This is a genomic window from Pseudomonas sp. NFACC46-3 (assembly GCF_900114515.1).
Classification (GTDB): Bacteria; Pseudomonadota; Gammaproteobacteria; order Pseudomonadales; family Pseudomonadaceae; genus Aquipseudomonas; species Aquipseudomonas fluorescens_Q.
The window spans coordinates 104,265-117,061 of record NZ_FOTH01000010.1 but is presented as its reverse complement, the minus strand read 5'-3'; the positions used below and the strand labels follow the sequence as shown (position 1 = coordinate 117,061).

12 protein-coding genes are annotated in these 12,797 nt (G+C 62.3%); 5 read left to right on the top strand and 7 right to left on the bottom strand.

From position 1 onward, the window contains the following. Positions 1 to 58: 58 nt before the first annotated feature. The 3 genes from BM300_RS13000 to mgrA all read left to right on the top strand — a co-directional run bounded on the left by BM300_RS13000 (position 59) and on the right by mgrA (position 1,833). A complete protein-coding gene (locus tag BM300_RS13000; protein ID WP_092463069.1) occupies positions 59 to 241 on the top strand; it encodes a type II toxin-antitoxin system HicA family toxin in 183 nt (60 codons plus the stop codon). A 92-nt stretch (positions 242 to 333) separates the two neighbouring features. Further along, a complete protein-coding gene (locus BM300_RS12995) occupies positions 334 to 735 on the top strand; it encodes a type II toxin-antitoxin system HicB family antitoxin (protein WP_063325186.1) in 402 nt (133 codons plus the stop codon). A gap of 60 nt (positions 736 to 795) precedes the next feature. Next, entirely contained in the window at positions 796 to 1,833 is a 1,038-nt protein-coding gene (gene mgrA / locus BM300_RS12990; RefSeq protein ID WP_092463067.1) for an L-glyceraldehyde 3-phosphate reductase, read from the top strand. 54 nt (positions 1,834 to 1,887) lie between these two features. On the opposite strand, the gene tauD is transcribed toward mgrA, so the two are convergent. From tauD to BM300_RS12955, 7 genes are all read right to left on the bottom strand, one after another. Next, complete coding sequence (tauD, locus tag BM300_RS12985; protein WP_092146563.1) at positions 1,888 to 2,730, bottom strand: taurine dioxygenase; 843 nt, start codon at positions 2,728 to 2,730, stop codon at positions 1,888 to 1,890. Positions 2,731 to 2,779: 49 nt separating this feature from the next. Further along, on the bottom strand, positions 2,780 to 3,619 hold the full coding sequence (tauC, locus tag BM300_RS12980) for a taurine ABC transporter permease TauC (protein ID WP_072342690.1): 840 nt from the start codon (positions 3,617 to 3,619) through the stop codon (positions 2,780 to 2,782). Beyond that, positions 3,616 to 4,410: a taurine ABC transporter ATP-binding subunit gene (tauB, locus tag BM300_RS12975; RefSeq protein ID WP_072342693.1), complete on the bottom strand. Its 795-nt coding sequence runs from the start codon at positions 4,408 to 4,410 to the stop codon at positions 3,616 to 3,618. The genes tauC and tauB overlap by 4 nt, the downstream gene beginning before the upstream one ends. Positions 4,411 to 4,431: 21 nt before the next feature. After that, positions 4,432 to 5,409 carry a taurine ABC transporter substrate-binding protein gene (gene tauA / locus BM300_RS12970; protein WP_063323420.1) on the bottom strand — a complete coding sequence of 326 codons (978 nt, stop codon included), beginning with the start codon at positions 5,407 to 5,409 and terminating at the stop codon, positions 4,432 to 4,434. 250 nt (positions 5,410 to 5,659) lie between these two features. Then, positions 5,660 to 7,243, bottom strand: coding sequence for a glutamate--cysteine ligase (gene gshA / locus BM300_RS12965; protein ID WP_092463065.1), 1,584 nt, complete (start codon positions 7,241 to 7,243; stop codon positions 5,660 to 5,662). A gap of 270 nt (positions 7,244 to 7,513) precedes the next feature. Further along, complete coding sequence (locus BM300_RS12960; RefSeq protein ID WP_014336033.1) at positions 7,514 to 7,897, bottom strand: PaaI family thioesterase; 384 nt, start codon at positions 7,895 to 7,897, stop codon at positions 7,514 to 7,516. Then, a complete protein-coding gene (locus BM300_RS12955) occupies positions 7,897 to 10,221 on the bottom strand; it encodes a Tex family protein (RefSeq protein ID WP_092463063.1) in 2,325 nt (774 codons plus the stop codon). The genes BM300_RS12960 and BM300_RS12955 overlap by 1 nt, the downstream gene beginning before the upstream one ends. A gap of 355 nt (positions 10,222 to 10,576) precedes the next feature. Between BM300_RS12955 and ompR the strand changes: the two genes are divergently transcribed. Then, positions 10,577 to 11,317, top strand: a complete 741-nt coding sequence (gene ompR / locus BM300_RS12950) for an osmolarity response regulator transcription factor OmpR (protein WP_025211284.1) — start codon at positions 10,577 to 10,579, stop codon at positions 11,315 to 11,317. A 114-nt stretch (positions 11,318 to 11,431) separates the two neighbouring features. Continuing rightward, complete coding sequence (locus BM300_RS12945; protein ID WP_063323417.1) at positions 11,432 to 12,745, top strand: ATP-binding protein; 1,314 nt, start codon at positions 11,432 to 11,434, stop codon at positions 12,743 to 12,745. Positions 12,746 to 12,797 lie beyond the last annotated feature (52 nt).

The following is a 12,797-nucleotide window of genomic DNA, read 5'->3' as shown; positions in this document are numbered from 1 at the left end:
ATCTGGGTCTTTTTCGCAGCTAGAGTTTTCCGGCAGAGTTGTGAATAAGGCAAAGGTGATGCGAAGTCGGGAAATGATCAGGAAGATCGAAGAGGACGGTTGGTATCTGGTGGCAGTCAAGGGTAGCCATCATCCGTACAAGCATGCCATCAAGGCTGGAAGGGTGACGATCAAGCACCCTGACGCCGATCTGCCCAGAGGCACGATCAATAGCATATTGAAACAGGCGGGCCTGAAATGAAGCCCATGACCGATTACGAAATCCCCGATGGGGATGCATTGTTATCAGACCGGTTGCTGCGGTTGCTGGATCTGAAGGAAGGATTCGTCCACATGAAATTTCCGGTCGTTCTGCACAAGGATGCCGATTCCGACTACGGAGTGACGGTCCCGGATGTACCGGGTTGTTTCTCCGCAGGCAGTACTGTGAGCCAGGCATTCGAAAATGTGAAAGAGGCGCTCTCGTTGCACTATGAAGGCTTGATAGCCGACGGCGAACCGCTGCCGCAGATCCATGAAATCGACGATCATCTCGACGATCCGCAATACGCCGGGGGGATATGGGGGGTGGTTGAGTTTGATGTCACGCCCTATTTCGGAAAGTCAGTGCGGTTCAACGCCACGCTGCCCGAGCAATTGCTTGAGCGCATCGACCAAACCGTGCGACGGGACCAGCGTTATAGCTCGCGTTCGGGTTTTCTGGCGGCGGCGGCCTTGCGCGAACTTTCAGCCTGACCGAGGCGTCTGTGAAATGTTAGCGTCTGTCACCCGCCGTCCGAACAGAGAGCCTTTTCGATGACCTACACCGCTGCGCAAAACCGCTACGAGTCCATTCCTTACCGCCGCGTCGGTCGCAGCGGGCTGGTGCTGCCGGCGTTGTCGCTGGGGTTGTGGCACAACTTTGGCGACAGCACGCCCATCGACACCCTGCGTGCCTTGTTGCGCACGGCATTCGACCTGGGCATCAACCACTTCGACCTGGCCAACAACTACGGCCCGCCCTACGGCAGCGCCGAGATCAATTTCGGCCGGTTGCTGCGCGAAGATTTCCAGCAGTACCGCGATGAGTTGATCATCTCCAGCAAGGCCGGTTGGGACATGTGGCCGGGCCCCTACGGCCAGGGCGGTGGCTCGCGCAAATACGTGCTCGCCAGCCTCGACCAGAGCCTGCAACGCCTGGGGCTCGACTATGTGGATATCTTCTATTCCCACCGTTTCGACCCCGACACCCCACTGGAGGAAACCGCCAGCGCATTGGCCACTGCCGTACAGCAGGGCAAGGCGTTGTACATCGGCATTTCCTCGTATTCCGGGGTGAAGACCCGGGAAATGGCAGCGTTGCTCAAAGAGTGGAAAGTCCCGCTGCTGATCCACCAGCCGGCCTACAACCTGCTCAACCGCTGGGTGGAGAAAGACCTGCTGGACGCCACGGAGGAACTGGGCACTGGTGTGATCGCCTTCACTCCGCTGGCCCAAGGGCTGCTGACTGACAAATACCTGAAGGGCATTCCAGCGGACGCACGGGTCAATCGTCCGGGTGGTGGCTCGTTGCAGGCTGCGCATTTATCGGAGGAGAACATCGCCCACGTGCGCGCCCTCAATGAAATCGCCCAGCGACGTGGCCAAAGCCTGGCACAAATGGCCCTGGCCTGGACCCTGCGCGATCCACGAGTCACCTCCGCCCTGATTGGCGCCAGCCGCCCGGAGCAGATCATCGAGAACGTCGGGGCGCTGAAGAACCTGACCTTTAGTGCTGAAGAGCTGGCCGAGATCGATCGGTTTGCCCAGGAAGGCGGAATCAATCTTTGGGAAAAGCCTTCGTCGGCGGAATAACACAACCCCCTGTGGCGAGGGAGCAAGCTCCCTCGCCACAGGTAAGTGGTGCGTTCAGCGAAAAAACGGCACATCCCCCAACACCGTCGCCCGGTGCATCACTCGGCGGGCGGGGCGGTAGTCATCCACGGCAAAGTGCTGGGTGACGCGGTTGTCCCAGAACGCCACGTCGTTGACCTGCCAGCGCCAGCGCAGGGTGAACTCCGGGCGGGTGGAGTGGGCGAAGAGCAGTTTCAGGATCACCTCGCTTTCGGTTTCCGACAGCTCGTTGATCCGTGTCGTGAAGCCTTCATTGACGAACAGCGACCGTCGCCCGCTCTCCGGATGAGTGCGGATCACCGGATGGGACAGCGGTGGGTTTTTTCGCCGTGCCTCTTCCCAGCGCGCCAGGTCTTCGGCGGTGTTGCCAAACCGTTCCAAGGGAAAGGACCGGGTGAAATCATGGGTCGCTGTCAGGCCTTCCAGCAAGCGCTTCAACGGCGCCGACAAGGCTTCATAAGCCGCGATGCCACTGGCCCATAACGTATCGCCGCCAAATGCCGGCAGCAGTTTGGCGCTGAGCACCGCGCCCATGGCCGGCGTCGGGAGAAAGGTCACGTCGGTGTGCCACACGGCGTTGTCGCGCACATCGGTGACGGCAGTGTCGAGCACCAATACTTCGGGCTGCTCCGGTACGTTGGGGTAGATCGGGTGAATGTGCAGGTCGCCAAAATACGCGGCGAAACGCGCTTGTTGCGTTGGGTCGATCGGCTGGTCGCGAAAGAACAACACCTGATGCGTGAGCAGGGCCTGCTCAATGGTTGTGCGATGTTCCTGGCTCAGCGGCTGGCTGATATCGATCCCACTGATCTGAGCGCCGAGGGCAGTGCTCAATGGCGTAATGGTTGGGCGGTTCATCGCAATGTTCTCGGTCTGGGCGCCGAAGGGTCGGCGTGGTCATTGGGTATCAATGGGCCTGGCCGTGCCACGGCACCAGTTTGCGTTGCAGGGCGCGCAGGCCCATTTCCATGGCGAAAGCGATCAGTGCGATCACCAGGATTCCCAGCACCACCACGTCGGTAACCAGGAACTGCGCCGCTGACTGCACCATGAACCCCAGGCCGCTGGTGGCGGCGATCAGTTCGGCGGCCACCAGCGTCGACCAACCCACGCCCAGGCCAATGCGAATGCCGGTGAGGATGTCCGGCAAGGCACTGGGCACGATCACGTGGCGAATCAACTGGGCCCGGGTGGCGCCCAACGATTGCGCAGCGCGTAGCTTGGCCCGGTCGACAGTGCGCACACCGGTGGCGGTGGCGATGGCAATCGGGGCGAAGATCGCCAGGTAGATCAGCAGGACCTTCGACAACTCGCCGATGCCGCACCAGATCACGATCAACGGCAAGTACGCCAACGGCGGAATTGGCCGGTAGAACTCGATCAACGGGTCGAGCACGCCGCGAGCGATGCGGTTGGCGCCAATGGCAATGCCCACCGGCACTGCCGTCAGCACCGCGAACAACAGGCCCAGGCCGATGCGTTCAAGGCTGGCGGCCAGGTGCTGCCAGAGGGTCGAGTCCATGTAGCCGCTGGTCGCCAGCAGCCAACCTTTTTGCAGCACGGCAGACGGCGAGGGCAGGAACAGCGGTTCGATCAGGCCGCTGGCGGTGACGGCCCACCAGACCGCCAGCAGTGCGATCAGGGTCAAGCCGCTGATCCAGCGCGTACTCAGGTGGGGTCTCAAACCGCTGGCCTTGGGCTGGGTCGTCGTGTCACGGACCGTGGCTGGAATTTCGTAGCTGCTCATGCGCGCTCCTGGGGTCGAGTGGCGCTGCGTTGGGAGAACACCTTGGCAAGCACATGCTCGCGGGTTTCGATAAAGCGCGGGTCGGACTTGATCGACCGCGCCGATTCCCCGGCGCCGTAGCGCTGGCCGAAATCCAGGCTTAGACGCTCGACGATCTGCCCCGGATTGGGCGCCAGCAAAATCAAGTCGGTGGCGAGGAAGACCGCTTCTTCAATGTCATGGGTAATCAGGAATACCGGTTTGGCGGTGCGCTGCCAGACTTGCAGCAACAGTTCCTGCATCTGCTCGCGGGTGAAGGCGTCCAGCGCGCCGAACGGTTCGTCCATCAGCAGCACGCGAGGGTCGGCCGCCAATGCCCGGGCCAGGCCGACGCGTTGCTTCTGGCCGCCGGAGAGCTGCCAGACACGGCGGTGCTCGAAACCGGCCAGGTCCACCAAAGCAAGCATTTCCCGGGCGCGAGCCTCGCGTTTTTCCTTGGGGATGCCGGCCAGTTCCAGGCCGAACCCAACGTTTGCCAGCACGTCCTGCCACGGCAGCAGCGCATCGTCCTGGAACACCACGCCGCGTTCGGCGCCCGGGCCCTTGACCGGCCTGCCGTCGAGAGTGATCTGCCCGGCGCTGGGCTCGACGAACCCGGCAATCAGGTTCAACAGCGATGTCTTGCCACTGCCGGACGGGCCGAGGGCAACCAGCAATTGCTGGGGCCCCAGGGTCAGTGAAATATCCGCCAGCACAGGTTCCGCCGCGCCGGGGTACTGTGCGCTGATGCGCTCCAGCTGGAGCAAGGCCATTGCGTGTCTCCCTTTTTTCGCTCAACGAGCAATGTATTTGGCGCTGACGTAAGGCGCGTAGTCCGGCAGCACGGCGTCGACCTTGCCTTGCTCCTTGAGGAACGCTGCGGTGTCGGTGATGGCTTGGGTGGTCGGTGCGCCGAGGCTCACGACCTGATCGGCCGCCAGGGGAAAGACGTTGCCTTGCAGCAACAGCGGGATATCGCTGGCCTTGGCGCCGGAGAGCTTCACCAGTTTGTCGACATTGGATGCATCGGCCAGCCAGGCTTGTGGGTCCTTGCGGTATTGGGCGTAGGCATCCAGGGTCACTTTGGCGAAGGCTGTGACAATTTCAGGGTGCTTCTGGGCGAAGTCCTTGCGCACAATCCAGGCGTCGAAGGTCGGGGCGCCGAACTTGGCCAGTTCCGCCGAGGTGATCAGGACCTTGCCATTTTCCTTGGCTACGCCCAGGGCCGGGTCCCAGACGTAGGTGGCGTCGATGTCACCGCGCTTCCAGGCGGCGATGATGGCCGGTGGCGCCAGGTTGAGTACGGTGACTTTCGACGGGTCGATGTTCCAGTGCTTCAACGCGGCGAGCAGGCTGTAGTGCCCGGTGGACACGAATGGCACGGCGATTTTCTTGCCGATCAGGTCTTGTGGGGAGTTGATGCCCGAACCGTCACGAACCACCAAGGCTTCGGCGGCGCCGATCTGGGTGGCGATGAGGAAGGTTTCCACCGGAACCTTGCGGGTGATGGCCGCCGTCAATGGGCTGGAACCGAGGTAGCCGATCTGCACGTCGCCCGAGGCGATGGCGGTGATGACATCGGCGCCGTTATCGAACTTGCGCCAGTCGATCTTGGCTTGGGTGGCTTTTTCATAGGCGCCATCGGCCTGGGCGACCTTGGCCGGGTCGACGGTGGTTTGGTAGGCGACGGTCAGGTCGGCTGCCTGGACAAAAAAGCTGGTGACGGCCAGGGAGGCGGCCGCGAGAAGGCGAAGGGGGAAACGCAAAGACATGGGAAAGCTCCTCAACAGGCCGCCGGATGTTCGGCGTTGAAGGAGACTAAATGATCTAAGAATTGGAAAATAAATAACTTTTTCGAATGAGCTTATTTTCGAAAAAATCTATTGAAGATGGCTAAGCCCCCCGTGGCGAGGGAGCTTGCTCCCGCTGGACTGCGCAGCAGGCCCCATTTTTACGACTGCTGCGCAGCCGAGCGGGAGCAAGCTCCCTCGCCACAAGAGCATCCCCGTCAAAGAAGGATGATCAGTTACTGATCGCCAAAATGCTCGCCTGATACGAACCCACGAACACATCGAAATCGCCGACCTCGTTCTGTTCCAGCTCAGCTTGCTGGACCAGCGACTCGCGCGCGGCGTCTTCGAAGGCCGCCTGCTCCTGGGCGGGCAACGGCTCGGCGCGGAAGAACTCGGCGTGGGCTTTGCTTTGGCGCAGGGAGAACTGGGCAAAGCTTTCCTGATGTTCGGCCATGGCGGCCAGCACCTGGGCGGAGGGCGTCAGGGACGGGTCGCGGACTTTCGCCAGTTGTGCGTCCAGCGCCTGGCGGTGGGCATCGCCACCTTGGCTCTGGTCGAGCAGCGAGGCCAACGGTGCGATTTTTTCCAGCAATTCGACGGCCCAGGCCTGCATGTCCACCGCTTGACCCTGGCGCTGCAATTGCAGGCCAGGCTTGCGGCCTTCCTTGACCACGGTCAGGAAGTTGCTCGTGGCGTTGCCGCATTCGTTGTTTTCCAACTGCGGGCTGTCATTGAGGCCGCAATACAGCAGGAACGCATCGAGGAATCGCGACTCGGTGAGGTCGATGCCCATCGGCAGGAACGGGTTGATGTCCAGGCAACGCACTTCGACGTACTGGATACCCCGGGCCATCAAGGCCTGGATCGGCCGCTCGCCGGTGTAGGTCACGCGTTTGGGGCGGATGTTGGAGTAGTACTCGTTTTCGATCTGCAGGATGTTGGTATTGAGCTGCACCCACTCGCCGTTCTGGTGAGTGCCGACTTCGACGTACGGCGCATAAGGCGTCGCCACCGCTTTGCGCAGGCTGTCGGTGTAGCTGGCCAGGTCGTTGTAGCAAGGCGTGAGGCCGGCCTGGGCGTTGCTCTGGTAACCCAGGTCGCTCATGCGCAGGCTGGTGGCGTAGGGCAGGTACAGGGTGTCCGGGTCCAGTTGCTCCAACTGGTGCGGGCGACCCCGCAGGAAACCGGCGTCCAGGGCCGGCGAGGCACCGAACAGGTACATCAGCAACCAGCTGTAGCGGCGGAAATTGCGGATCAGCGCGATGTAGGCCGACGACTGGAAATCACGGTCGCTGGCCTCGACGCCTTCGGCCTGCCGGAGCAGGGGCCAGAGCTTTTCAGGCAGAGAAAAGTTGTAGTGGATCCCGGCAATGCATTGCATGGTCTTGCCGTAGCGCAGGGCCAGGCCCTTGCGATAGACGTACTTGAGACGACCGATGTTCGAGGTGCCGTAATACGCGATCGGGATATTCTCTTCCGCCGGCAGTGGGCACGGCATCGAAGGGCTCCACAGGTACTCGTCGCCGAGCTTGCTGTAGGCAAACCGATGGATCTTGTCGAGGCTGCGCAGGGTATCGGCGGGTTTGGTCAGGGCTGGCGTGATGAACTCCAGCAGCGACTCGGAATAGTCGGTAGTGATCTGTTCGTTGGTCAACGCCGAGCCCAGGGCCTTGGGATGCGGGGTCTGCGCCAAATGCCCATCGCCAGTGACGCGCAGGCATTCGCGCTCGATGCCGTGCAGGCACTGTTCGAGCAGGGAGAGGTTGGCGCGCTCGCCGAGCAGGGCCAGGCGGCGGTTTAAAAGGTCGCTCAAGTTGAATTCCTTCACGCGTCAGTCGCCCCAATATGGGGGTGGGCAAGACGGTCTACAAGGGTGAAGTTGAAACTGGCGTTTTCGCCTGGTTTTCGTGCCAAAAGCTAGCCACCGCAACCCCACTGTGGGAGCGAGCTTGCTCGCGATGGCGGTGGATCAGCAACGTTGATCTTGACTGACCCTGCGCTATCGCGAGCAAGCCCGCTCCCACAGGAAAGCCCGACACCGCATTTCGTGGCGTCGAAATTAACTCAAATCGATGACCGGGAGCTATAGGACAGCGAACGTGCCTTGCGCTTTTGCGACCAGTTTGTCGCCTTGCATCACCTCGGCTTCGACCACCAGCGTGCGCCGGCCGGGGTGGATGACCCGGGCGGTGCACAACACGTCGCCGTCGGACACGGCGCGGATGTAGTTGATCTTGCATTCGATGGTCGCGCTCTGCTGGTCAAAGCCGTGGACACTGGAACAGGCCAGCCCCATGGCGATGTCCACCAGGCTGAACAGCGCGCCGCCGTGCAGCTTGCCGCCGCGATTGCGCAGCGGCGGCTCAAGGCTCAGGGCGACTTGCGCCACCCCGTCCCCAAGGCTGTGCAGACGGCAGCCGAGCAGCTTGAAAAAAGCGCTCTCCACCAACCCGGCTGGCACGTCCATCAGCGTTTCTTCAACTGCTTGGCGTTGGCGAACAACGAGGCCATGGCGTTATTCGCCGGGGCCGCAGCCGTGGTTTCCTTGCGCGGCGCGGTGTTCTGCGACTGGCGCGGGGTCGAGCCAGGGCGAGCGCCACGGGCACCGTCGACTTTCTCGCCCGGCGTGTCGCTCATGCGCATCGACAGGCCAACGCGTTTGCGCGGGATGTCGACTTCCATGACCTTCACTTTCACCACATCACCGGCCTTCACGGCCTCGCGCGGGTCCTTGATGAACTTCTCCGACAGCGCCGAGATGTGTACCAGGCCGTCCTGGTGCACGCCGATGTCGACGAAGGCGCCGAAGTTGGTGACGTTGGTTACCACGCCTTCGAGGATCATGCCCGGTTGCAGGTCCTTGAGGTCTTCGACGCCGTCCTGGAACTCGGCGGTCTTGAACTCGGGGCGCGGGTCGCGGCCCGGTTTTTCCAGTTCCTGGAGGATGTCGGTGACAGTGGGCAGGCCGAAGGTTTCGTCGGTGAATTTCTTCGGGTCCAGGCGCTTGAGGAACGCGGCGTCGCCGATCAGCGAACGGATGTCGCGGTCGGTCTGGGCGGCGATGCGTTGTACCAGCGGGTAGGCTTCAGGGTGGACAGCGGAGGAGTCCAGCGGGTTATCGCCGTTCATCACCCGCAGGAAGCCGGCGGCCTGTTCGAAGGTCTTTTCACCCAGGCGCGGCACTTTCTTCAACGCGGCGCGGGTCTTGAACGCGCCGTGTTCGTCACGGTGGGTGACGATGTTCTGCGCCAGCGTGGCGTTCAGGCCGGAGATCCGCGCCAGCAGCGCCACCGAAGCGGTGTTCACGTCCACGCCCACGGCGTTCACGCAATCTTCCACCACCGCATCCAGGCCGCGCGCCAGTTTCAGTTGAGAAACGTCGTGCTGGTACTGGCCGACACCGATGGATTTGGGGTCGATCTTTACCAACTCCGCCAATGGGTCTTGCAGGCGACGGGCGATGGACACCGCGCCACGGATCGACACGTCCAGGTCCGGGAACTCCTTGGAGGCCAGTTCCGACGCCGAATAAACCGAAGCGCCGGCTTCGGAAACCATCACCTTGGTCATTTTCATGGCCGGGTATTTCTTGATCAGCTCGGCGGCCAGCTTGTCGGTCTCGCGGCTGGCGGTGCCGTTGCCGATGGCGATCAGGTCCACCGAATGCTTGGCACACAGGGCGGCGAGCACGGCGAGGGTCTGGTCCCATTTGTTGTGCGGCACGTGCGGGTAGACCGTGGCGTGGTCCAGCAGCTTGCCGGTGGAGTCCACCACCGCGACCTTGCAGCCGGTGCGCAGGCCCGGGTCCAGGCCCAGGGTGGCGCGGGGGCCGGCCGGTGCGGCCAGCAGCAGGTCATGCAGGTTGTGGGCGAACACGTTGATCGCCTCGGTCTCGGCGTTATCGCGCAACTCGCCCAGCAGGTCGGTTTCCAGGTGGGTGTAGAGCTTGACCTTCCAAGTCCAGCGCACCACTTCGGCCAGCCATTTGTCGGCGGCGCGGTTCTGGTTCTGGATGCCGAATTGCTGGCCGATCATGCCTTCGCACGGATGCATGGTGCCTGGCAGTTCATCGCCGACCTTCAGTGCGGAGCTGAGGATGCCTTCGTTGCGACCCCGGAAAATCGCCAGGGCGCGGTGGGACGGCATGCTCTTGAGTGGTTCGTCGTGTTCGAAGTAGTCGCGGAACTTCGCGCCTTCCTCTTCCTTGCCAGCGATCACCCGGGCGCTGAGGGTGGCTTCCTGCTTGAGGTAGTTGCGCAGTTTTTCCAGCAGGTTGGCGTCTTCGGCGAAGCGCTCCATGAGGATGTACTTGGCGCCTTCCAGCGCCGCCTTCACGTCCGCCACGCCTTTTTCGGCGTCGACGAAGCGCGCGGCTTCGGTTTCCGGGGCCAGGGTCGGGTCGTTGAACAGGCCGTCGGCCAGCTCGCCGAGGCCGGCTTCCAGGGCGATCTGGCCCTTGGTGCGGCGCTTTTGCTTGTAGGGCAGGTACAAGTCTTCGAGACGAGTCTTGGTGTCGGCCAGCTTGATGTCGCGCTCGAGTTGCGGGGTCAGCTTGCCCTGCTCCTGGATGCTGGCCAGGATACTGATGCGCCGTTCGTCGAGTTCTCGCAGGTAGCGCAGGCGTTCTTCCAGATGCCGCAATTGAGTGTCATCGAGGCTGCCGGTCACTTCTTTCCGGTAACGGGCGATGAAAGGCACCGTGGAGCCTTCATCGAGTAGCGCGACGGCCGCTTCGACCTGTTGTGGGCGTACACCGAGTTCCTCGGCGATGCGGCTGTTGATGCTGTCCATAAAACCACCTGACAAATTGTGAAATCAGGCTCGCCACCGCAGAAGCAGGGCTCGGCGAGACTGGTTGAGCGGCCTGGCATGCGCCGCTGCCTGGGTCAAAAGGCTGCCTGTTGACCCGCGAAATTCAAAAAGTTGCCTTGCCAAGGCTGAAAAAATGGCACGCCGGCTCACGATCCGACATTCCCTGGCACAAAAGGCCGCGCATTATAACCAGCGTTCTGTCCTGAGGGGGGGACATGGTCTGTAGGCTTGATACCCGGATTTGTGGTGATAGAGGAAAAATCTGCTAACAATGCACACGGTGCGTATAACGGCAGCTAGGCCATAATGCGCGCCGAGATCAAAGGAGCTTCCTATGAGCAGCACTGCACAAACTGCTGAAGGCGAAAAAATTCTTATTGTTGACGACGATCCGGGGCTGAGCAGCTTGCTGGAACGCTTTTTCGTCAGCAAGGGCTACCGCGCCCGCACCGTACCGAATACCGAGCAAATGGATCGGTTGCTGGCCCGTGAAGTGTTCAACCTGGTCGTACTCGACCTGATGCTGCCCGGTGAAGACGGCCTGACCGCCTGCCGCCGCTTGCGCGGCGCCAACAACCAGATCCCGATCATCATGCTCACCGCCAAGGGCGACGAGCTTAGCCGTATCAAGGGCCTTGAACTGGGCGCCGACGATTACCTGGCCAAGCCGTTCAACCCCGACGAGCTGATGGCCCGCGTCAAGGCGGTGCTGCGTCGCCAGTCGGCGCCGGTGCCTGGCGCGCCGGGCAGCGAAGACGAAAGCGTGACCTTCGGCGACTACGAACTGTCCCTGGCCACCCGTGAGCTCAAGCGCGGCGATGAGATCCACATGCTCACCACCGGCGAGTTCGCCGTGCTCAAGGCCCTGGTGATGAACGCCCGCCAGCCGCTGACCCGCGACAAACTGATGAACCTGGCCCGTGGTCGTGAATGGGATGCGCTGGAGCGCTCCATTGACGTGCAGATTTCCCGTCTGCGCCGGATGATCGAACCCGATCCTTCCAAGCCGCGGTACATCCAGACCGTCTGGGGCGTGGGTTACGTGTTCGTACCGGATGGCGCCGCCAGCAAGTGATCGGCGATTTGTAGGAGCGGGTGGCCTGGCCGGTTGAAATGTCTTCTTCCAGGCGACTCGCGGTCTGTCATTGTGCGAGCATCGCTCGCTCCTGCAAGTGTGTAGCGGTTATTCATGAAAACCCCCGTTTGGTTCCCCCAGAGTTTCTTCTCCCGCACCCTCTGGCTGGTGCTGATCGTCGTGCTCTTCTCCAAGGCACTGACGTTGGTGTACCTGCTGATGAACGAAGACGTGCTCGTGGACCGGCAGTACAGCCACGGCGTTGCCTTGACCCTGCGGGCCTATTGGGCGGCGGACGAAACCAACCGGGCGAAAATTGCCGAGGCGGCGACGCTGATCCGTGTCGTCGGTGCCGGCGTGCCGGAGGGCGAGCAGCATTGGCCCTACAGCGAGATCTATCAACGCCAGATGCAGGCCGAACTGGGCGCCGATACCGAGGTGCGATTGCGCATGCACTCGCCGCCGGCGCTTTGGGTCCGGGCTCCAAGCCTGGGGGATGGCTGGCTGAAAGTGCCGTTGTACCCGCATCCGTTGCGCGGCCAGAAAATCTGGAACGTGCTCGGCTGGTTCCTGGCCATCGGCCTGCTGTCGACGGCATCGGCGTGGATCTTCGTCAGCCAGCTCAACCAACCGTTGAAACGCCTGGTCTACGCCGCCCGCCAACTGGGCCAGGGGCGCAGCGTGCGGCTGCCCATCAGCGATACGCCCAGCGAGATGACCGAGGTCTACCGCGCCTTCAACCAGATGGCCGAGGATGTGGAACAGGCCGGGCGCGAGCGTGAGTTGATGCTCGCGGGTGTCTCCCATGACTTGCGTACGCCGCTGACCCGGCTGCGGTTGTCGCTGGAGTTGATGGGCGAGCACACCGACTTGACCGACGAGATGGTCCGCGACATCGAGGACATGGACGCGATTCTCGACCAGTTCCTGGCGTTCATTCGCGACGGTCGTGACGAGTCTGTGGAAGAGGTGGACCTCAGTGAATTGGTGCGGGAGGTGGCTGCGCCCTATAACCAGAATGACGAAAAAGTGCACCTGCGCCTGGAGCCGATCCAGCCCTTCCCCCTGCGCCGGGTGTCGATGAAGCGCTTGTTGAACAACCTGATTGGCAATGCGCTGAACCACGCTGGCACCGGCGTCGAGGTCGCGGCCTATGTCTCCGGTGACACCAGCGCGCCTTACGTGGTGCTGAGCGTCATGGACCGAGGTGCCGGCATCGATCCCTCTGAGCTGGAAGCCATTTTCAACCCGTTCACTCGCGGCGATCGCGCCCGGGGCGGGAAGGGCACGGGGCTGGGCCTGGCCATCGTCAAGCGCATCGCCTCGATGCACGGCGGCAACGTCGAGTTGCGCAATCGCGCCGGTGGTGGGCTGGAGGCTCGGGTGCGGTTGCCGTTGGGGCTGATGCTGCCAAGGGATGCGGTATAGGGGCAGCTGCAAGTCGCGAGCTTCAAGCTGCAAGTTGAACCGGCTTGGCTTA